Below are 20,114 nucleotides of genomic sequence, written 5' to 3' on the forward strand. Positions count from 1 at the left end.
GGGCATGAGCTTCGACGAGGCGCGGGCGGAGTCCGAGCGGCTGGCCGAGCGGATCGAGGCGGCGCGGCTCGCCTACTACGGCGACGGCGACTCGACGCTCTCCGATGCCGAGTACGACGCCGACTTCCATCGCCTCGAGGCGCTCGAGCGCGCGTTCCCCGAGCTCGCCGGCCAAGACAGCCCGACGCAGCAGGTCGGCGCCGCCATCGTCTCGGCCGGCTTCCCCGAGCACGAGCACGCCGAGCGCATGCTGAGCCTCGACAACGTGTTCTCGATCGAGGAGTTCCGCGACTGGGCGGCGAAGACGCAGGCCGCTGCCGGGCGGCCGGTGCACTGGCTGTCCGAGCTCAAGATCGACGGGCTCGCGATCAGCCTCGCCTACCGCGACGGCGTGCTCGAGACCGCCACCACCCGCGGCGACGGCCGGGTCGGCGAGGACATCACCGAGAACGTCGACTGGATCCCGGTGATCCCGCGCGAGCTCACCGGCGAGGGCTTCCCCGCGTTCTTCGAGGTGCGCGGCGAGGTGTTCCTGCGCACGGTCGACTTCGAAGCGCTGAACGAGCGCCAGCACGAGCTGCAGGCGGCGTACGAGGCCGAGCAGCTCGCCAAGGGCCGCCCCGCCGACGAGATCCCCACGAAGTACCCCGAGTTCGCCAACGCCCGCAACACCGCGGCGGGCAGCCTGCGGCAGCGGCGCGAGAAGAAGGGCCCCCTCGAGCTCGAACTCATGCGCGAACGACTCGGCCGGCTCGCACTGTATCTGCACGGCATCGGCGCCTGGCAGCATCCCGAGGTGCGCGAGCAGTCCGAGATCTACGGCCTCCTCGCGGGGTGGGGCCTGCCCGTCTCGCCGCACTCCCGGCTGTTCTCGTCCGTCGACGAGGTCACCGAGTTCATCGCGGACCGGGGCGAGCACCGCCACGACGTCGAGCACGAGATCGACGGCATCGTCGTGAAGGTCGACGAGCTCGCGCTGCACGACGAGCTCGGCGCCACGAGCCGGGCGCCGCGCTGGGCCATCGCGTACAAGTACCCGCCCGAGGAGGTGCACACGAAGCTCCTCGACATCGCCGTCGGGGTCGGCCGCACCGGTCGTGCGACGCCCTACGCGATCATGGAGCCGGTCAAGGTCGCCGGTTCCACCGTGCGCCAGGCGACGTTGCACAACCAGCAGGTCGTGAAGGCGAAGGGCGTGCTCATCGGCGACACCGTCGTGCTGCGCAAGGCCGGCGACGTCATCCCCGAGATCCTCGGCGCGGTCGAGCAACTGCGCGACGGCACCGAGCGCGAGTGGCAGATGCCCGAGCGGTGCCCCGAGTGCGGCACGCCGCTCCGGCCCATGAAAGCGGGCGACATCGACCTCCGCTGCCCGAACGCGAAGTCCTGCCCCGCGCAGGTGCGCGGTCGCATCGAGCACATCGGCTCGCGCGGCGGCCTCGACATCGAAGCGCTCGGCGAGGTGACCGCGGCGGCGCTCACCCAGCCCACCGTGCCGGCCGAGCCCCCGCTCGCGACCGAGGCCGGCCTGTTCGAGCTCACGCTCGACGAGCTCGTGCCGATCGAGGTCGTCGTGCGCGACGCCGAGACCGGCGAGGTGAAGATCGACGAGCAGACGGGCGAACCGGTCCGGCGGCTGCCATTCCAGAAGCTCGGCCCCGCGAGTTACCCGCCGGGTACCGAGTCCATGAGCCCCGCCGAGCGCCGCGCCGCCGGCGTGCGCAAGGACTACCGCGAGGTCGGTCCCTCCGAGGCGGCCACGAAGCTGCTCGCCGAGCTCGAGAAGGCCAAGACCAAGCCGTTGTGGCGACTCATCGTCTCGCTCAACATCCGGCACGTCGGCCCGGTCGCGGCGCGTGCCCTGGCCGAGTGGTTCGGCTCGCTCGACGCGATCCGGGCGGCCGACCGGGCCGAGCTCGCCGAGGTCGAGGGTGTGGGCGGCATCATCGCCGACTCGCTCCTCGAGTGGTCCGAGGTGGACTGGCACCGCGAGATCGTCGAGCGCTGGGCCGCCGCGGGCGTGCAGTGGGCGACGCCCGGACACCCTGGCCCGGGCGCGGCCGTCGCGGCGGGTGGCGTGCTCGCCGGGCTGACGGTCGTCGCCACGGGCAGCCTCGAGGGCTTCACGCGGGAGGGCGCCCAGGAGGCCATCATCTCCGCGGGCGGCAAGGCCGCGTCGAGCGTCTCGAAGAAGACCGACTACGTGGCCGCGGGCCCGGGCGCGGGCTCCAAGCTGGCCAAGGCCGAGGAGCTCGGCATCCCCGTCCTCGACGCCGAGCAGTTCCGGCTGCTCGTGACGGAAGGCCCGTCCGCGCTCGGCGACTCGATGCCCGGCGACGCGCTCGAATAGACTGGCAGGCATCCCCGTCACGACACGTTCGGAGCAGCATGCCTGAAATCAGTGCGGAGCAGGTCGCCCATCTGGCGAACCTCGCTCGCATCGCGCTCACCGAGGAGGAGATCGCGCACCTCACCACCGAGCTCGGCCAGATCATGCAGGCCGTCGAGCAGGTGAACCAGGTCGCGACCCCCGACGTCCCGCCGACGAGCCACCCGATCCCGATGCAGAACGTCTTCCGCGCCGATGTGGTGACCGACGACGTGCTGAGCCCCGAGCAGGCGCTCTCCGGCGCGCCCGAGCGCGACGGCGACCGCTTCGTGGTCTCCGCGATCCTGGGGGAGGAGCAGTGAGCCACTCCGACGAGCTGATCCGTCTCAGCGCCGCCGAGCTCGCCCGCCGCCTCGGTCGCGGCGAGGTGAGCTCCGTCGAGGCGACGCAGGCGCACCTCGACCGCATCGCCGCCGTCGACGGCGCCGTGCACGCCTTCCTCCACGTGAACGCGGAGGGCGCCCTGCGCGCCGCCGCCGAGGTCGACCGGGCCCGTGCCGCGGGCGAGTCGCTCGGCGAGCTCGCCGGCGTGCCCATCGCCATCAAGGACGTGCTCGTGACCGAGGGCATGCCCTCGACGTCCGGCTCGAAGATCCTCGAGGGCTGGATCCCGCCGTACGACGCCACCCCCGTGCGCAAGGTCCGCGAGGCGGGCCTCGTGCCGCTCGGCAAGACGAACATGGACGAGTTCGCGATGGGCTCCTCCACCGAGCACTCGGCCTACGGCCCGACGCACAACCCGTGGGACCTCGACCGCATCCCCGGCGGCTCGGGCGGCGGCTCCGCCGCCTCCGTCGCGGCCTTCGAGGCGCCGCTCGCCCTCGGCAGCGACACGGGCGGCTCGATCCGACAGCCCGCGCACGTGACCGGCACGGTCGGCGTGAAGCCCACCTACGGCGCTGTGAGCCGCTACGGCTCGATCGCCCTGGCCTCCTCGCTCGACCAGATCGGGCCCGTCACCCGCACGGTGCTCGACGCGGCGCTGCTGCAGGATGTCATCGCGGGCCACGACCCGCACGACTCCACCTCGATCGCCGAGCCCTGGCCCTCGATGGCCGAGGCGGTGCGCCGGGCCGACGTGCAGGGCCTGCGCATCGGCGTCGTCAAGGAACTCGACACCGACGGCTTCCAGGCCGGCGTCCGTCAGCGCTTCCACGAGTCGCTCGAACTGCTCGAGCGCAACGGCGCCGAGATCGTCGAGGTCGAGGCACCGAACTTCGAGCACGCGATCGCCGCGTACTACCTCATCCTGCCCGCCGAGGCCTCCTCGAACCTCGCGAAGTTCGACTCGGTGCGCTTCGGCCTCCGGGTGACTCCGCAGGGCGGCGGCACGGTCGAGCAGGTCATGGCGGCGAGCCGCGAGGCGGGCTTCGGCCCCGAGGTCAAGCGCCGCATCATCCTCGGCACCTACGCCCTCTCGGCCGGCTACTACGACGCCTACTACGGCAGCGCCCAGAAGGTGCGCACCCTCGTGCAGCGCGACTTCGACCAGGCCTTCGCGAAGGTCGACGTGCTCGCCACGCCGACCGCGCCGACGACGGCCTTCAAGCTCGGCGAGAAGCTCGACGACCCGCTCGCGATGTACCTGAACGACATCGCGACCATCCCGGCGAACCTCGCCGGCGTGCCCGGCATCTCGCTCCCCGCCGGCCTCGCGCCGGAGGACGGCCTGCCCGTCGGCATCCAGTTCCTCGCCCCGGCCCGCCAGGACGCCCGCCTCTACAACGTCGGCGGCGCCCTCGAGCGGCTGCTCGAGGCGGAGTGGGGCGGCCCGCTGATCGCGAAGGCCCCCGACCTCTCGACCCACGAGCTCACCGCGACCGAGGAGGGCGCACTCTGATGGCGCGCGTCGAACTGATGGACTACGAGCAGGCGCTCGAGCTCTTCGAGCCGGTGATCGGCCTCGAGGTGCATGTCGAGCTCAACACCGAGACGAAGATGTTCTCGCCCGCCCCGAACCCGGCGAACGAGAAGTACCACGGCGCGGCGCCGAACACGCTCGTGTCGCCGGTCTGCCTCGGGCTGCCCGGCTCGCTGCCGGTCGTCAACGGCGAGGCGGTCGAGAAGTCGATCTCGCTCGGCCTCGCCCTGGGCTGCTCGATCGCCGAGTCGAGCCGCTTCGCCCGCAAGAACTATTTCTACCCGGACCTCGCGAAGAACTACCAGATCTCGCAGTACGACGAGCCGATCGCGTTCGACGGCGAGGTCGAGGTTGAGCTCGCCGACGGCCGTACCTTCCAGGTGCCGATCGAGCGGGCGCACATGGAGGAAGACGCGGGCAAGCTCACGCACGTCGGCGGCGCCACTGGCCGCATCCAGGGCGCCGAGTACTCGCTCGTGGACTACAACCGTGCCGGCGTCCCGCTCGTCGAGATCGTCACCCGGCCGATCTTCGGCGCCGAGGGCGACGCGCCCGAGCTCGCCAAGGCCTACGTGTCGACGATCCGCGACATCGCGATCTCGCTCGGCATCTCCGAGGCCCGCATGGAGCGCGGCAACCTGCGCTGCGACGCGAACGTGTCGCTGCGTCCGCGGGGCGCCGAGCAGCTCGGCACCCGCACTGAGACGAAGAACGTGAACTCCTTCCGTTCGATCGAGCGGGCGGTGCGCTACGAGATCCAGCGGCAGGCGGCGATCCTCGCGAAGGGCGGCGCGATCACGCAGGAGACCCGGCACTGGCACGAGGACACGGGCACCACGAGCCCTGGCCGCCCCAAGTCCGACGCCGACGACTACCGGTACTTCCCCGAGCCCGACCTGGTGCCCGTGGTCCCGTCGCCCGAGCGCGTGGCCGAGCTGCGCGACGCGCTGCCCGAGCCGCCGGCGGCCCGCCGTCGCCGGCTCAAGGCCGAGTGGAGCTTCACCGACCTCGAGTTCCAGGACGTCGTGAACGGCGGCCTGCTGAACGAGGTCGCGGCCACGGTCGCCGCCGGTGCGAGCCCCGCCGCCGCCCGCAAGTGGTGGACGGGCGAGCTCACCCGACTCGCGAACGCGAGCGAGACGGATGCCGCGTCGCTGGCCTCGCCCGAGCACGTCGCCGAACTCGCCGCCCTCGTCGAGGCCGGCACGCTCACCGACCGTCTCGCCCGCCAGGTGCTCGAGGGGGTCGTGGCCGGCGAGGGCTCGCCGCAGCAGATCGTCGACGCCCGCGGGCTCGCCGTCGTCTCCGACGACGGCGCCCTCATCGCGGCGATCGACGAGGCGCTCGCGGCGCAGCCCGATGTGCTCGCGAAGATCCGCGACGGCAAGGTGCAGGCCGCCGGTGCGGTCATCGGCGCCGTCATGAAGGCGATGCAGGGCAAGGCGGATGCCGCACGCGTCCGCGAGCTTGTGCTCGAGCGCGCGGCCGCCGCGGAGTAGTCGCCGCACTCCCGCGGGAGCCGGTGCCGAGTCCTCGGCACCGGCTCTCAGCCGTTTCGGGGCCGCGCTCGGTACGATCGCCTTCCCCACCAGGATTGACGAGGACAGCATGGGATTCTTCGACCGACTCTTCGGCGCTCCCGAGGAGCGCCCCGCCGCCCAGCCCGCCCCGCGGGCCCGAGCCCTGAGCGACGACGAGCTCGCGGTCGAGCGCTACCGCTACCTGCTGCGCACGGCCCCGCCCGAGTCCATCGAGCAGGTGCACGCCGAGGCCTTCGCGAAGCTCACGCCCGAGCAGCGCCAGCAGGTGTTCCAGGCCCTCAGCGAGCAGGCGCCGGCGGGGGAGCGCCTCGTGTCCGACGAGCCCAGCGCGCTCGCCCGGGCGGCCACGCGCCAGGAGCTCCGGGCTCCGGGCAGCATGGAGCGCGCGTTCCAGGGCGGCGGGCGCGGCGCGGCCGCCGCGGCGGGCGGTCCTTCGTTCGGACAGATGCTCGGCGGGTCCATGCTCGGCACCATTGCGGGCGTGGTGGTCGGCTCGGCGATCGCCCAGGCCTTCCTGCCCGACCCCGGCGCGTTCGAGGCCGGTGGCGAGGGCTCGGCCGATCAGGGCGGCGACGCCGGGGCCGATCAGGGCGGTGACGCCGGCTCGGTCGATGCCTCGGGCGCGGATCAGGGCGGCTTCGGCGACGGCGGCTTCGGTGACTTCGGCGGCGGCGATTTCGGCGGCGGCGACTTCGGCTTCTGACCGCCGGGCCGGCGATGTCGGCGGCGGGGGATAGGGTCGCAGCATGAGCAAGCAGGACGGCTCGTCGAGGCAGGTCACCACCGGCCCCGTCGACGACTCCGGCACCCCCATCCTCCACGTCGACATGGACGCGTTCTTCGTCTCCGTCGAGCTGCTGAGCCGACCCGAGCTGCGCGGCAAGCCCGTGCTGGTCGGCGGCACGGCCGGGCGAGGGGTGGTGTCGGCGGCGAGCTACGAGGCGCGCCGCTACGGCGTGAACTCCGCGATGCCCATGTCGGTCGCCCTGCAGCGCTGTCCGAACGCCATCGTCCTCCGGGGCGACTACCGCAAGTACAGCGAGTATTCGCGTCGGGTGCTCACGATCTTCGAGTCGGTCACCCCGCTCGTCGAGCCGCTCTCGATCGACGAGGCGTTCCTCGACGTCTCGGGGGCTCGGCGACTGCACGGCAGTCCGGCCGAGATCGCCTGGAGCATCCGCGAGCGCGTGCGGGCCGAGACCGGGCTCACCTGCTCGGTCGGCGTCGCGGCCTCCAAGTACGTCGCCAAGGTGGCCTCCGGTCGGGCGAAGCCCGACGGCATGCTCGTCGTCCCCGCCGACGAGACGGTCGCGTTCCTCCACCCGCTGCCGGTGTCCGCGCTCTGGGGCGTCGGCCGGGTCACCGAGCAGTCGCTCGCGAAGCTCGGCCTGCACACCGTCGGCGACGTCGCGGCCATGCCGCCCGAGGCGCTCGAGCGCGCGGTCGGGCCGGCGCTGGCCGAGCGCCTGCTCCGCCTCGCCAACGGCGACGACCCGCGCGAGGTGTCGACGCACCGCGTCGAGAAGTCCATCGGGCACGAGACGACCTTCGGGCACGATCTCGCCGATCCCGCCGAGATCCGGCGTTCCCTGCTCGACCTCTCGGGCAACGTCGCGGTCCGGCTGCGACGGGCGGGCATGGTGGCACGAACGGTCGTGCTGAAGCTGCGCTACGACGATTTCCGCACGATCACGCGCTCGCGAACGCTCGCCGAACCGACCGATGTCGCCCGTCGCATCTACGACGAGGCAGTCGAGGCGATGTCCGGGCTCGTCGGCCGGGGCGAGCGGGTGCGACTCATCGGGGTGCGGGGCGAGCAACTCCGGCCCGCGGACGGCGGTTTCGCACTGTGGGACCCCGACGAAGAGTGGCGCGATGCCGAGCGCACGATCGATCAGGTCGTGGCGAAGTTCGGCACGGGTGCGGTGAAGCCAGCGGCGCTCGTGGGGCGCGCGCCCGAGCGATCGGCGGCGGGCGCGCGATTCAGGCAGCCGTTCGAGGGCGGCGATCGCCCGGCCGACCACTGAAGCGGCGCACCGGGCCGAGCGCAAGCCCTGGAGTCCGATCGTCGGCGCGGGTACCGTGGTCGCATGGCTGAATTCGTGCTCGACCTCGCAGAGAACGTCGCCGGTGTCGGCGTCAAGACCTCCTACGGAGACGCCGTCGACCTCGACGGCACCACGGTGATCCCCGTCGCGCTGGGCTGGTACGGCTTCGGCGGCGGCTCGGGCACCGACGACGAAGGGCAGTCCGCCTCGGGCGGGGGTGGCGGCGGCGCATCCATTCCGCTCGGCGCATACGTCGCCCGCGGTGGCGGCGACGTCCGCTTCGAGCCGAACCTCATCGGTCTGCTGCTCGCCGCGACGCCCCTCGTGTGGGTCGCCGGCAAGGCGCTGAAGGGCGTCATCCGCGCGTTGAAGCGCTGAGCGACGCGCACGACGCACGTCGCGCCGCGACGACGTGCGACGACGCCGGTCGGCCCATGCCGGCCGGCGTCCGCGTATACTCGTGCTCGAACACGGGAGTCCGGTGAGCCGGGCTGAGAGGAAGGTGCTCCAACCTTCGACCGTCGAACCTGATCTGGGTCATGCCAGCGCAGGGAGATCGATCTCTTCAATCCCGTGCCGCTTTCCACTGAAGAAAGGGCACGTACAGTGCACGCGAACGCGAACCAGCAGTCCACCATCGAGCGGCCCGCCAAGCGGGCCCGCGACCTGCGCTGGCGGGTCGTCGACATCGTCGTCGCCGCCGTCATCGGCGTCGCGACGGGCCTCCTCTTCCTGCTCTGGAACAACCTCGGCTACGCCTGGTTCTCCGCAGCCGACGCCCTCACCCCCGGCCTCGGCGGCATCGCCGTCGGCATCTGGCTCATCGGCGGCGTCCTCGGCGGGCTCATCATCCGCAAGCCCGGTGCGGCGCTGTTCGTCGAGCTCCTCGCAGCCGTCGTCTCCGCCCTCGTGGGAAACCAGTGGGGCATCGAGACGCTCTACTCGGGCATCGCGCAGGGCCTCGGCGCCGAGCTGGTCTTCGCGCTCTTCGCCTACCGCCGCTTCGGCCTCGTGCCCGCGATCCTCGCGGGCGCGGCCGCCGGCGCCGCGGCCTGGCTGCTCGAGCTCTTCACCTCCGGCAACCTCCAGAAGTCGCCCGAGTTCCTCGGCCTGTACTTCACCACGATCGTGATCTCCGGCGCGGTGCTCGCCGGTGTCCTCGGCTGGATCATCGTGCGCGCGCTGGCCGCGACGGGGGCGCTCAGCCGCTTCGCCGCCGGACAGGACGTGACCCAGCGGGTATGAGCGGCACGGTGAGCGGGCGCGTAGCGCCCGCGGGCGTCGAGGCCCGCGGCTGGGGCTGGCGGCACGCCGGCCGCCGTCGCTGGGCGATCGACGGGCTCGACCTCAGCATCGCGCCGGGGGAGCGGGTGCTGCTCGTCGGACCTTCGGGCAGCGGCAAGTCGACGGTGCTCCACGCCCTTGCCGGCGTGAACGGCGGGGCAGAGGAGGGCGAGTCGGTCGGCGAACTGCTCATCGACGGCCTCCACCCGGCCGATCGACGCGGACGGTCGGGCCTCGTGCTGCAGGACCCTGACTCGCAGGTGGTGCTCTCGAGGCTCGGCGACGATGTCGCATTCGGCTGCGAGAACCTGGGCGTCGAGCGGTCGGAGATCTGGGCCCGCGTCCGGGACGCGCTGGATGCGGTCGGCCTGCAGCTGCCGCTGGATCATCCGACGAGCCGGCTCTCCGGCGGGCAGAAGCAGCGGCTCGCCCTCGCGGGGGCGATCGCGATGCAGCCCGGCCTGCTCCTCCTCGACGAGCCGACGGCGAACCTCGATCCGGCCGGGGTCGCCGAGGTCCGCGACGCCGTATCCCGCGTGCTCGATCGCACGGGGGCGACCCTCGTCGTCGTCGAGCACCGCGTCGACGTCTGGCACCGGCTCGTCGAGCGGATGGTGGTCCTCGGTCGCGACGGCCGGGTGATCGCCGACGGCCGGCCGGCCGAGGTGCTGGTGTCCGCGCGCAGCGAACTGCTCGCGGCCGGCGTCTGGGTGCCCGGCGAGCCGCTCGAAGTCGGTTCGGCGCGCGCCGTCGCGATGCCGGACGACGATCCGCTGCTGCTCGGGCACGAGCTGACCATCGGCCGCTCCGCCGGTCGGCCCCTGCTCGCCGAAATCGAGCTCGCCGTCCCGGCCGGCGCCTCGACCGTGCTCACCGGGCCGAACGGGGCGGGCAAGTCGACGCTCGCACTGACGATGGGCGGCCTGATCCGGCCGCTCGCCGGCCGGGTCGCCGCGGCGCCTTCCCTCGCGAGGGGGCTCGGCGCCGATCCGGCGCGCTGGCGCTCCCGCGAGCTGCTGAGTCGGATCGGCACCGTGTTCCAGGAGCCGGAGCATCAATTCGTCGCCCGGACGGTGCGGGCCGAGCTCGGTGTCGCGCTCCATGCGCTCGGCGCGAAGGACTCGGCGGCGCGCATCGATCCGGTGCTCGAGCGCCTCCGGCTCGACCATCTCGCCGAGGCGAACCCGTTCACGCTCTCCGGCGGCGAGCAGCGCCGGCTCACGGTCGCCTCCGTCCTCGTCGCCCGCCCCGGCGTCGTGATCCTCGACGAGCCCACGTTCGGCCAGGACCGGCTGACCTGGATCGAGCTCGTCCGGCTCGTGCGTGAGCTCACCGACGACGGCGTCGCCGTGCTCTCGGTGACGCACGACTCGGCGTACCGCGAGGCGCTCGGCGACGTCAGGTACGCCCTCGGCGCCGATGCTCTGGCAGCAGGCAGGGCGGCATGACGGGCCGGGTCGGGCGTGCCCAGCCGGTCACGACGATCGTCGGCCGGCCGCCGATCAGCCCTTCCGAGGAGGGGACGGATGCCTCGCGGCGCCCCCGCCTGCGGTTCCTGCCCCGGGTGAATCCCGTCACGAGGCTCGCCGCCGCGATCCTCGTGACGACGCCGCTGCTCTTCACGATCGACTGGCTGAGCGCCGCGATCGCCCTCGTGCTGCAGCTCGCGCTCTTCCTGGCCGCCGGGGTGCGGCCGTCGGCCATGTTGCGACGCTGCTGGCCGATCCTCGTGGCGGCGCCGCTCGCCGGCGTGTCCATGCTGCTCTACGGGCGTCCGGCGGGCACCGAGTACTGGAGCTTCTGGCTCGCGCGAATCACCGACGGCTCGATCGAGCTCGCGATCGCCGTCACGCTGCGCGTCCTCGCCATCGGTCTGCCCGCGGTGCTGCTCTTCCTCGACGTCGACCCGACCGAGCTCGCCGACGGCTTGGCCCAGGTGTGGCGGCTGCCGTCGAGGTTCGTCCTCGGCGCGCTTGCCGGAGCGCGCCTCATCGGGCTGTTCCTCGACGACTGGCGGGCGATGGCGATGTCGCGGCGCGCCCGTGGCATCGGCGATCACGGCGCCGTGCGGCGCTTCGCGACGATGGCGTTCGCGCTCCTGGTCCTCGCCATCCGGCGCGGTTCGAAGCTCGCGACGGCGATGGAGGCTCGGGGGTTCGGCGCGCGGACCGCGCGGAGCTGGGCCCGCCCATCGACGGTCGGCGCGGCCGATGCCGTGCTTCTCGCCATCGCCCTCGCGGTGGCCGCGTGCGCGATCGGCGGTGCGATCCTCGCCGGCACCTTCCACCCGGTGTGGTCGTGAGCGCGGCGATGCCCGCGCCCAGCGCGGCGGCGCTCGCCCGCGTCCACGAGCTGCTCCGGCGCCGTCGGCCGTCCCTCGTGGCGATCGACGGGCCGAGCGGTGCGGGGAAGACGACGCTCGCCGAGTCCGTGGCGGCCGAGTGGTGTCGCCGTCCGGTGCTCGTCCACCTCGACGAGGTGTACCGCGGGTGGGAGGGGCTCGACGAGGGCGCCGAGGAGCTTCGTCGCCACCTCGTGCCGGCGATCCAGGCCGGGCGGGTCGGCCGGGTCCGCGGGTGGGACTGGTCGCGTTCGCGCGTCGTCGACGGGCGCAGCTTCCGTCCGGGTCGCCCGCTCCTCATCGAGGGGTGCGGCGCCTTCGCCGCGGTCGCCGACCAGCCCGGGGCGGTGCGCATCCTGGCCGCTGCGCCGCTCGGCGAACGGCGCGGCCGCGCGCTCCGGCGCGACGAGGGCGCCTTCGACCCGTACTGGGAGCTGTGGGAGACCCAGTGGCGGCGCCACCTCTCGCGCGGGCGGGGCGGGGTCGTTCCCGACCTCGTCATCCGCGCCTGATGGCGCGCGCTCTCCCGCGGACGCGGCACCGGGGCTACGGTAGTGCCATGACTGCAGACAGCGCACCCGCCGAATACCTCGCCGAGTTCGTCGACGGCCCTCTGGAAGGCGAGTTCGACCGTCGCGCCCTCGTGGGCGACGGGTCGGAGGCCCGGATCGGCATGGTGGCTGCGGTCGACGGCCTCGAGTCCCTGTTCTGGTACGACCGCATCGACGAGCGTGAGGTGGCCGGGGAGCTCCGGGCACGATTCCGATTCGACCCGAGCGATTCCGACCCCGTCGAGGCCGACGAGGAGAACGACTGAGCCGAGCGGCGCGGCGTCGACGGCCTCCGCGCGGACTCAGCGGGCCTGCTGGCCCTCGATGAACGCGCCGATGATGGCGCCGGGGTTCAGCAGCCGCCACATCGGGCCGGGATCGCCGATGGCCGTCTCGAGCCGCACCCCGGTCGACAGCGTCTCGCCGGCGACCGGCACGCGCACCTCGCCGACGATCCGATCCGCAGCAGCGGTCGAGAACGGCTCGACCACGAGCTCGGGGTCGCCGGGGGCCGCGCCCCACGCGCCGGCCTCCCGCGTCCCCGCGGCCAGCAGGGCGGAGCGCTCGCCCCAGGGCGCCCTGGCCTCGCCGTAGCGGCCGCCCTCGGTGATGACCGGCACCGCGGCCGAGGCCGCGGGAACGCTCTGCACGAAGCCCGCGATCGCCGGGTCCAGCGTCTCGTAGTCGGGCATCCGCACGAAGGCGACCACCGCGTCCTCCGCATCGTCGGCAGCCCCGAGCGGCGCACGGCCCACGAAGACGAGGCCGGCCTGGTCGGTGTAGCCGCGGACGATCGCGTCCACCCCGTCGTCGCCGGCGTGGTCGACCGTCAGGGGGATGTCGCGCTCGCCCGGCAGGGTCGTGCCGTCGACGATCGAGGCGATGGTCGGCTGCGCGAGTGCCAGCGCCGCGAGTCGGGCGACGTCTTCGGCGGTGCCGACGCTGCCGCCTGAGAGTCCCGTCGCATCGGCGACGCGGAGCGTCTCGAAGCCGTGCTCCTCGAGCCATCCGTTCGCGCGCTCCACGTAGGCATCGACGCTGCCGAACGCCCACCGGGCGAGCGTGTCCGCGTGATTGTTGCTGCTCGCGAGGAGGACGGCCCGGGTCACGTCGCGCTGCGACCAGCGATCGCCGGGGGAGACGGGGAGCGTGCGGGTGCCGTCCTTCTCGGCCTGCAGGTACTCGCTGTAGTCCTGCGGTCCGATGGTCAGCTCCGCGCCGGCCCTGTCGGCGGGGAACGGCAGCGCCTCGCTCGTCACGAGCACCGTCACGAGTTTCGCGGCGGCGCCGATCGGCAGCGGCGCGGGGTCGCCCGCGGTCGCCAGCACGACCGGCTCCTCCGCCACGCGCGCGACCGCGCTCGCCCCATCGCCGGGGAGTGCGAGCGACGACGGCGACTGGACCGCGGGCGGAGCAGCGGCGACCACCTGCACCTCGGGCAGCGGCCCGAGCAGCATGGCCGGAGCGTAGACGCCGACGCCGAGGATCGCGATCGCTCCGGCGACGATGCCGATCGTGCGGCCGGGCGAGAAACTCATGGCACCAGGCTACCGGCGTGCGCCTGCGACTCCGCTCGACGGCGCCGGGCGTCGCTCAGGCCCAGCCGAGCTCGTGCAGTCGCTCGTCGTCGATGCCGTAGAAGTGCGCGATCTCGTGCACGAGCGTGACGTGGATCTCGTCGCGCAGGGTCTCCTCGTCGTCGCAGATCGCCAGCAGCGGTTCGCGGTAGAGGATGATCCGATCGGGCATCTCGCCGAAGCCGTAGCGGTCGCGGTCGGTGAGCGCCGTGCCGTCGTAGAGGCCGAGCAGGTCGAGCGATCCGTCCTCGGGCCGATCCTCGACGACGAACACGACGTTCTCGAGCCCGTCGACCATGTCGTCGGGCAGTTGGTCGAGCTCGTCGACCACGATGCGTTCGAAGGCCTCGGCGTCGAGTTCCATGCGTGCTCCTCACCCGGATGCAGCGATGGCCCCGACGCGGTGTCGGGGCCATCGGATGGGGTGAGTAACGGGGCTTGAACCCGCGACCTCCTGGACCACAACCAGGCGCTCTACCAACTGAGCTATACCCACCATGCGCCACCGCAGAACGCGGGAGGCAACTCCACGAGCTTACACCACGTCGGGCGTGAACTCGTCCACTACGGCGGCCGAGATCGCCTGCAACTCCTGGCTGGTGGGACCGGGGTCGGCGACGAAGACGGCGCGACGGTAGTAGCGCAGCTCGAGGATCGACTCGAGGATGTCGGCGAGGGCACGGTGCCCGCCGTGCTTCGCCGGCGCGTTGAAGTACGCGCGCGGGAACCAGCGCTTCGCCAGCTCCTTGATCGAGGAGACATCGACGTTGCGGTAGTGCAGGTGGGCGTCGAGCCGGGGCATGAACTTCGTCAGGAAGGCGCGGTCGGTGCCGATCGAGTTGCCGGCGAGGGGCGCCTTCTGCTCCTCGGGGACGTGCTGGAGCACGTACTCGAGCACCTGGTACTCGGCGTCGGCGAGCGAGACGCCGCTCGGGATCTCGTCGATGAGGCCGGACTCCGTGTGCATCGCGCGCACGAAGTCGTTCATGTGCTCGAGCGCGCTCGCATCGGGCTTGATGACGATGCTGATGCCGTCGTCGACGGGGTTCAGCTCGTAATCGGTGATGACGACGGCGATCTCGACCAGTTCGTCGACCTCGAGGTCGAGTCCGGTCATCTCGCAGTCGATCCAGACCAGTCGGTCGCTCGCGCTTGCCATGCGGCGAGTCTACCGGCGAGCGGGGCGGCGGCCGGGAGCGGTCTCCGGAGGCGGTGCGCCGGCGTCCCCCCGGAGAGATTCGAACTCCCGACCAAGTGGGTAGAAGCCACCTGCTCTGTCCACTGAGCTACGGGGGGCCGGCACGACCGCCGAAGACAGCATAGCGAGCCCGGAGCCTCACCCCTCCGTCGGCACGTCGAGGCGGTCGGGGCTGGGAGCGCTCGGGGCGTCCGCCGCGCGACGCCTGAGCGAGAGCGCGACGAGCGGGAACACGAGCACCGAGAGCATGCCGGCGCCGACGAGCGCCGCCGCCGTGCCGCTCGGCAGTTCGCCGCGATCGACGCCGATCGCGGTCACCGCGACGATGATCGGCAGGCCGGTCGCGCCGAAGAGCAGGGTCGCGCCGCGGTCCCGCCAGTCGCTTCCCTGCGGGGCGGCGAGCATGGAGGGGACGCCTCGCACGACGAGCAGGAGCAGCACGAAGATGGGGAGCAGGAGCAGGTTCCGCGGGTCCGAGGTGAGGCCGGCGAGGTCGAAGGTCACGCCCGTGTTGATGAAGAAGATCGGCACGAGGAAGCCGTAGCCGATCGCTTCCAGCTTGCGCTCGATGAGCTCCGTGTCCGGCTCGGGTGCGCCGTTCAGCAGCAATCGGTACAGCACACCCGCCGCGAACGCGCCGAGCAGCATGTCGAGGTCGAGCACCGTGCTGAGCGCGACGAGGGCGGCGAGGATGAGCAGCACGAGTCGCACCGCAAACTGTCCGCTCGTGCGCAGCGTCGCGGTGATGACTCGGTGCAGGCGACGACCGGCGCCGCTCGCGGCGGCCCAGATCGCGAGACCCGTGATCACCGCGAACGCGAGCAGGACGAGGGTCGCGACGCCGGGCGCGCGCCCGCTGAGGAAGAGCGAGATCGCGATGAGCGGGCCGAACTCGCCGACGGCGCCGATCGCGAGAACGCCGATGCCGAAGGGAGTGCGCAGCTCGCCGGCGTCGCGGAGCACCGGCATGATCGTGCCGAGCGCGGTCGAGGTGAGCGCGATGCCGATGAATGCGGCGGCTGGCAGGGACGGGGCGAGGAGGGCGGCGATGCCGACGCCGGCGCAGAGCGACACGATCCAGCCGATGGTCGCGCGGCGCAGCGGCCGGCCCCGGATCGTGCGCAGGTCGATCTCGTTGCCGGCCAGGAAGAACAGCATGGCGAGGCCGAAGTCGGCGAGCATGCCCGTGAAGTCGTCGGGCCGGATCCAGCCGAGCAGCGAGGGGCCGAGCACGAGGCCGAGCACGATCTCGAAGACCACGAGCGGGATCGCGACGAGCCTGCCGACGCCGCGGACGAGCAGCGGCGCGGCGACCGCGACGGCCGGGAAGAGCACGAGCGTGCCGATCGAAACATCCATGGTTCCCCCTCCGGCGCCGATCGCCCGGGACCGGCGTATCCGATGCCGCGGGCGCTGCGCTGTCGCCGAGCGTAGCGCGCGGCCGCGTAGCACGGCCGAAACACGCGAGCGCTAGGGTCGAGGCATGCGAGCGATGCAGGCCACGATCATCGAGGAACTCCATGTCCGCCCCCGGATCGACGCAGCCGAGGAGGTCGCGGAACGGGTGCGGTTCCTGCAGGACTACCTGCGCCGAACGGGGGCTGCCGGCCTGGTGCTCGGCATCAGCGGCGGGCAGGACTCCTCGCTCGCCGGCCGGCTCTGCCAGCTCGCAGTCGAGGGCCTGCGGGCGGACGGGCTCGAGGCGAGCTTCGTCGCCGTGCGCCTGCCCTATCGCGTGCAGCACGACGAGGCCGACGCGCAGCTCGCGCTGGACTTCATCCGCCCCGACGAGCGGGTCGTCTTCGACATCGGTCGTGGCGTCGACGGCGTCGACGAGGAGTACGCCGATGCGCTCGGCACCGAGTTGAGCGACTTCGGCAAGGGCAATGTGAAGGCCCGGATGCGCATGATCGCGCAGTACGCGATCGCGGGCGAGCGCCGGATGCTGGTCGTCGGCACCGACCATGCCGCCGAAGCGGTCACCGGCTTCTTCACGAAGTTCGGGGACGGCGGTGCGGATCTGCTTCCGCTCACCGGCCTCACCAAGCGCCAGGGGCGCTCGCTGCTCGAGGTGCTCGAGGCGCCCGAGCGGCTCTACCTGAAGATTCCCACGGCGGATCTCCTCGACGACGACCCGGGCCAGTCCGACGAGGCGAATCTCGGGCTGAGCTACCGCGATCTCGACGAGTACCTCGAGGGTGGGGAGGTCGATGACGCGGTCGCCGAGCGCATCGAGGCCCGCTATCTGCAGACCCGGCACAAGCGCGAGACCCCGGCGTCGAAGTTCGACGACTGGTGGCGGTAGCCGCTGCGCCGGGCGACTCGAGCGCAGAATGAGGAAGCCCCGTCGGACCGGTTCGGTCCGACGGGGCTTCTTCCGTGGTGGTTTGCGGCACGCGGCCGCCGCCGAGTGGGCGCGCTCAGCGCGCCGAGTCGCTGGGGGCGAGGGGAGTCGTGGCAGCGGACTCCGGTACGGACGACGACTGAGCCGCGGTCGCCACGGGAACGGTGCGGGCGTCCGCCACCGCGTCACTGTCGCGGAACCGCTCGTGATGCTGCGTCGCGACCCAGGCGTCCTGCTCGTCCATGACCGACTGCTCCGGCGCCTGGCGCTGCGAACGCCACCGCTCGAGATCGTTCTGGAACTGGCGCTTGGTGCGTGAAGGACGGCGCTGCCATTCGAGCAGGCGGTCGCGGAACTCGGCCACCGCGGGGTCGAGCTGGTACCCGAACGTCGCGGAGGCGCGCTTGAGCTCGTGCAGCTGGTGCGCCGACCAGTTCGCGGCGACATCGGCACCGCGGATCGGAAGGGTCCGGACGAGAATGTCCGCCTGCCCGACCGCGCGGTCGGCCAGCACCTGCTCCTGCGGAGTCAGGGAGTTCCAGACGGATGCCTCGGTCGCCGCATCGACGAGCGCGGCGATCGCGGCCGTCTTGAGCTCGCGGTCGCGTTGGGCGACCACTCGCTTGACCGCTCCGCTGGCGATCCACGCCGCGAGCAGACCGGCGGCGAGCACCGCGAAGAAGAGCACGACGGCCGAGAAGACCGCGGGCCGCGAAGCGCTCGAGTCGAGCCAGGAGATGAGATCAGTCCACCACTGCATGAGCGCAGCGTAACCGGCGCTCCGGCGTGCGCTCGCACGTGCGCGCGGCGTGCCATGAAGCCGCCACGCTCTGCTGCCGAATCAGCGGAAGACCTCGGCCGCGTCGCGGGGTGACCAGAACTCGCCGAGATCGATGCCCTGCCGCCCGCCCGGGAGCACCCGCCGCGAGCTGAAGCGTTCGACGCCGCCGATCTCGCGGCGGCGGATGTGGCCGAGCAGCGCGCCGTCGCTCGCCGCGACCCGCCACAGATCGGGTGCGGCCGCGGCGAAGTTCAGACCGGGGATGCGGTCGGGGAACGGCTCACGGATGGAGATGGTCATGGACATGTCGCTCCTCTCTTCGTGCAGCCGGCCCTGCGTCTGCTTCGAAGGTACGGGCGACCACCGACATCCGGACGGAACTGTCTCAGTCCCGCGCGGTGCCGTCGACGGCGAGCGGTTCGATGGCCGCGATCTCCGCCTCGTCCAGCGCCGGTGCGTCGAGCGCCGCGACGTTCTGCTCGAGTTGCTGCACGCTCGACGCGCCGATGATGGCGCTCGCGACCTGCGGCTGCCGCAGCACCCAGCTGAGGGCGAGCTGGGCGAGCGTCTGCCCGCGGCGCTGCGCGATCCCGTTCAGGGCGCGGGCGCGCTCGAGGTACGTCTCGCCGATTCGCTCCGCGCTCAGGAAGCGGCTCGTCGCCGCGCGTGAGTCCGCGGGGATCGCCCCGTCGAGGTAGCGGTCGGTGAGGAGCCCCTGCGCGAGCGGCGAGTAGACGATCGCCGAGGCGCCCACCTCGTCGAGCACGGGCAGGAAGCCGCGCTCGATGTGGCGGTCGAACATGGAGTAGCTCGGCTGGTGCAGGGTGAGCGGCACGCCCTCCGCGGCGAGCGCCTCGGCGGCACGCGCGGTCTCCTCCGGCGAGTAGTTGGAGACGCCGACGTACAGCGCCTTGCCCCGGCGGACCGCCGTGGCGAGGGCGCCCATCGTCTCCTCGATCGGGGTGTCGGGGTCCGGGCGGTGCGAGTAGAACACGTCGACGTAGTCGAGTCCGAGTCGAGCGAGGCTCTGGTCGAGCGAGGCGAGCACGTGCTTGCGGGAGCCCCACTCGCCGTACGGTCCCGGCCACATGTCGTAGCCCGCCTTGCTCGAGACGATGAGCTCGTCGCGGTACCGGCCGAGCCCGGTGGTGAGGATCCGGCCGAAGTTCGTCTCCGCCGAGCCGGGCGGCGGCCCGTAGTTGTTGGCGAGGTCGAAGTGCGTGATGCCGAGGTCGAAGGCGCGGTGCACGATCGCGCGCTGCCGATCGAGCGGCCGCGCGTCGCCGAAGTTGTGCCAGAGCCCGAGCGAGAGCGACGGCAGGCGGAGCCCGCTCCGCCCCACGCGGCGGTAGGGCATGCGGTCGTAGCGCGCGGAGCCGGCGATGTGGGTCATGCCCTCATCCTGGCCGATCCGAGCGGCGACGGGGGACACCGGGATCTCGATCGCATCGCCCGGTTCGCGACGCTCGTCCCCAACGGCGCGCGCCAATCGGAGACTCTCCACAGAAGCAGGCTCTGGGGCCCTCAGAGCGCGCGGTCCCGAGCAGGCTGAATCGCACGCGGCATCCGGGGCGATCCCGGCACGAGCGCCCCGGATGCCGCCAGGGCGCCGGCTGGCGGCGCCCGGAGAGCGAGGAGACCATGAACGAGGACAACATCGCCGTGACCGGGATCGTCGGCAGCGACCCGCGAACCTATGTGACGGCGAAGGGGGTGCCGATCGTGTCGTTCCGGCTCGCGTCGTCGCGACGCGTGTTCGATCGCGAGCGGGGCGAGTGGCACGACGGCGAGACCAACTGGTACACCGTGTCGGCCTTCCGGCGGTTGGCCGATCACGTCGGCTTCTCGGTGCGCAAGGGCGAGCACGTCGTCGTCACCGGACGGCTGCGCATCCGGGCCTGGCAGACCGCGGAACGGCAGGGCACCACAGCGGAGATCGATGCCGAGGCGATCGGCCACGACCTGAACTGGGCGATGACCCGCCCCCGGCGCATCCAGCCCGGGCCGAACGACGGCGCCCGGCAGAACGGCGAGACGGTGCGCGAGGACCGCGAGGCCGACGCGGTCGGATTCGCGTCTGAGGCACGCGACTCGCGCACCGAGCAGCTCGAGGAGCTCGAGGAGGGGGAGCTCGACGCGGCGTTCGACGAGGCCTTCCAGGCCCTCGCCGGCCCGAGCACCTAGACTCGTGGGGTGCGG

21 protein-coding genes, 2 tRNA genes and 1 riboswitch are annotated in these 20,114 nt (G+C 72.4%); of the genes, 14 read left to right on the forward strand and 9 right to left on the reverse strand.

The window, feature by feature from the left end; translation table 11 throughout:
• Positions 1-4 precede the first annotated feature (4 nt).
• From ligA to IEY71_RS08760, 12 genes are all read left to right on the forward strand, one after another.
• Positions 5-2,350 (forward strand): NAD-dependent DNA ligase LigA, encoded by a 2,346-nt coding sequence (ligA, locus tag IEY71_RS08705; protein WP_189085147.1) that lies wholly within the window; start codon positions 5-7, stop codon positions 2,348-2,350.
• Positions 2,351-2,388: 38 nt separating this feature from the next.
• The gene (gatC, locus tag IEY71_RS08710; protein ID WP_189084818.1) at positions 2,389-2,691 is read left to right on the forward strand and encodes an Asp-tRNA(Asn)/Glu-tRNA(Gln) amidotransferase subunit GatC; all 303 of its coding nucleotides are present in this window, start codon (positions 2,389-2,391) and stop codon (positions 2,689-2,691) included.
• Positions 2,688-4,229, forward strand: a complete 1,542-nt coding sequence (gene gatA / locus IEY71_RS08715) for an Asp-tRNA(Asn)/Glu-tRNA(Gln) amidotransferase subunit GatA (protein WP_189084819.1) — start codon at positions 2,688-2,690, stop codon at positions 4,227-4,229. The genes gatC and gatA overlap by 4 nt, the downstream gene beginning before the upstream one ends.
• The gene (gene gatB, locus IEY71_RS08720; RefSeq protein WP_189084820.1) at positions 4,229-5,749 is read left to right on the forward strand and encodes an Asp-tRNA(Asn)/Glu-tRNA(Gln) amidotransferase subunit GatB; all 1,521 of its coding nucleotides are present in this window, start codon (positions 4,229-4,231) and stop codon (positions 5,747-5,749) included. Before gatA ends, gatB begins: the two co-directional genes overlap by 1 nt.
• A gap of 109 nt (positions 5,750-5,858) precedes the next feature.
• Positions 5,859-6,494 carry a hypothetical protein gene (locus tag IEY71_RS08725; RefSeq protein WP_189084821.1) on the forward strand — a complete coding sequence of 212 codons (636 nt, stop codon included), beginning with the start codon at positions 5,859-5,861 and terminating at the stop codon, positions 6,492-6,494.
• Between the two features lie 43 nt (positions 6,495-6,537).
• On the forward strand, positions 6,538-7,818 hold the full coding sequence (locus IEY71_RS08730) for a DNA polymerase IV (protein ID WP_189084822.1): 1,281 nt from the start codon (positions 6,538-6,540) through the stop codon (positions 7,816-7,818).
• A gap of 63 nt (positions 7,819-7,881) precedes the next feature.
• A complete protein-coding gene (locus tag IEY71_RS08735) occupies positions 7,882-8,217 on the forward strand; it encodes a hypothetical protein (protein ID WP_189084823.1) in 336 nt (111 codons plus the stop codon).
• Between the two features lie 82 nt (positions 8,218-8,299).
• A riboswitch (TPP riboswitch) is annotated at positions 8,300-8,410 on the forward strand.
• Positions 8,411-8,445: 35 nt separating this feature from the next.
• Entirely contained in the window at positions 8,446-9,084 is a 639-nt protein-coding gene (locus IEY71_RS08740; protein WP_373292252.1) for an ECF transporter S component, read from the forward strand.
• A complete protein-coding gene (locus tag IEY71_RS08745; protein WP_189084824.1) occupies positions 9,081-10,571 on the forward strand; it encodes an ABC transporter ATP-binding protein in 1,491 nt (496 codons plus the stop codon). Before IEY71_RS08740 ends, IEY71_RS08745 begins: the two co-directional genes overlap by 4 nt.
• Positions 10,568-11,425 (forward strand): energy-coupling factor transporter transmembrane component T family protein, encoded by an 858-nt coding sequence (locus tag IEY71_RS08750; RefSeq protein ID WP_189084825.1) that lies wholly within the window; start codon positions 10,568-10,570, stop codon positions 11,423-11,425. The genes IEY71_RS08745 and IEY71_RS08750 overlap by 4 nt, the downstream gene beginning before the upstream one ends.
• An 8-nt stretch (positions 11,426-11,433) precedes the next feature.
• Positions 11,434-11,976 carry a nucleoside/nucleotide kinase family protein gene (locus IEY71_RS08755; RefSeq protein WP_189084826.1) on the forward strand — a complete coding sequence of 181 codons (543 nt, stop codon included), beginning with the start codon at positions 11,434-11,436 and terminating at the stop codon, positions 11,974-11,976.
• A gap of 47 nt (positions 11,977-12,023) precedes the next feature.
• Positions 12,024-12,281 (forward strand): hypothetical protein, encoded by a 258-nt coding sequence (locus IEY71_RS08760; RefSeq protein ID WP_189084827.1) that lies wholly within the window; start codon positions 12,024-12,026, stop codon positions 12,279-12,281.
• A gap of 36 nt (positions 12,282-12,317) precedes the next feature.
• Here IEY71_RS08760 and IEY71_RS08765 read toward each other — a convergent pair whose 3' ends face one another.
• From IEY71_RS08765 to IEY71_RS08790, 6 genes are all read right to left on the reverse strand, one after another.
• Positions 12,318-13,553 carry a D-alanyl-D-alanine carboxypeptidase family protein gene (locus IEY71_RS08765; RefSeq protein ID WP_189084828.1) on the reverse strand — a complete coding sequence of 412 codons (1,236 nt, stop codon included), beginning with the start codon at positions 13,551-13,553 and terminating at the stop codon, positions 12,318-12,320.
• Between the two features lie 55 nt (positions 13,554-13,608).
• The gene (locus IEY71_RS08770) at positions 13,609-13,956 is read right to left on the reverse strand and encodes a metallopeptidase family protein (RefSeq protein WP_189084829.1); all 348 of its coding nucleotides are present in this window, start codon (positions 13,954-13,956) and stop codon (positions 13,609-13,611) included.
• A 56-nt stretch (positions 13,957-14,012) separates the two neighbouring features.
• Positions 14,013-14,088, reverse strand: a tRNA-His gene (locus IEY71_RS08775).
• A 39-nt stretch (positions 14,089-14,127) separates the two neighbouring features.
• Positions 14,128-14,751: an oligoribonuclease gene (orn, locus tag IEY71_RS08780; RefSeq protein WP_189084830.1), complete on the reverse strand. Its 624-nt coding sequence runs from the start codon at positions 14,749-14,751 to the stop codon at positions 14,128-14,130.
• Positions 14,752-14,815: 64 nt separating this feature from the next.
• Positions 14,816-14,888: transfer RNA gene (locus tag IEY71_RS08785), tRNA-Arg, on the reverse strand.
• A 40-nt stretch (positions 14,889-14,928) separates the two neighbouring features.
• A complete protein-coding gene (locus IEY71_RS08790; RefSeq protein WP_189084831.1) occupies positions 14,929-16,149 on the reverse strand; it encodes a cation:proton antiporter in 1,221 nt (406 codons plus the stop codon).
• Between the two features lie 124 nt (positions 16,150-16,273).
• On the opposite strand from IEY71_RS08790, the gene nadE reads away from it, so the two are divergent.
• Positions 16,274-17,095, forward strand: coding sequence for an NAD(+) synthase (gene nadE / locus IEY71_RS08795; RefSeq protein WP_189084832.1), 822 nt, complete (start codon positions 16,274-16,276; stop codon positions 17,093-17,095).
• A 115-nt stretch (positions 17,096-17,210) separates the two neighbouring features.
• Here nadE and IEY71_RS08800 read toward each other — a convergent pair whose 3' ends face one another.
• From IEY71_RS08800 to IEY71_RS08810, 3 genes are all read right to left on the reverse strand, one after another.
• Entirely contained in the window at positions 17,211-17,894 is a 684-nt protein-coding gene (locus IEY71_RS08800) for a hypothetical protein (protein WP_189084833.1), read from the reverse strand.
• Positions 17,895-17,975: 81 nt separating this feature from the next.
• The gene (locus IEY71_RS08805) at positions 17,976-18,215 is read right to left on the reverse strand and encodes a hypothetical protein (protein WP_189084834.1); all 240 of its coding nucleotides are present in this window, start codon (positions 18,213-18,215) and stop codon (positions 17,976-17,978) included.
• Positions 18,216-18,300: 85 nt separating this feature from the next.
• Positions 18,301-19,308, reverse strand: a complete 1,008-nt coding sequence (locus IEY71_RS08810) for an aldo/keto reductase (protein ID WP_189084835.1) — start codon at positions 19,306-19,308, stop codon at positions 18,301-18,303.
• 248 nt (positions 19,309-19,556) lie between these two features.
• Between IEY71_RS08810 and IEY71_RS08815 the strand changes: the two genes are divergently transcribed.
• The gene (locus tag IEY71_RS08815) at positions 19,557-20,099 is read left to right on the forward strand and encodes a single-stranded DNA-binding protein (protein ID WP_189084836.1); all 543 of its coding nucleotides are present in this window, start codon (positions 19,557-19,559) and stop codon (positions 20,097-20,099) included.
• The last annotated feature ends 15 nt before the right edge of the window (positions 20,100-20,114 follow it).

The sequence above is a fragment of the Agromyces mediolanus genome, from assembly GCF_014648575.1.
Lineage (GTDB): Bacteria > Actinomycetota > Actinomycetes > Actinomycetales > Microbacteriaceae > Agromyces > Agromyces mediolanus.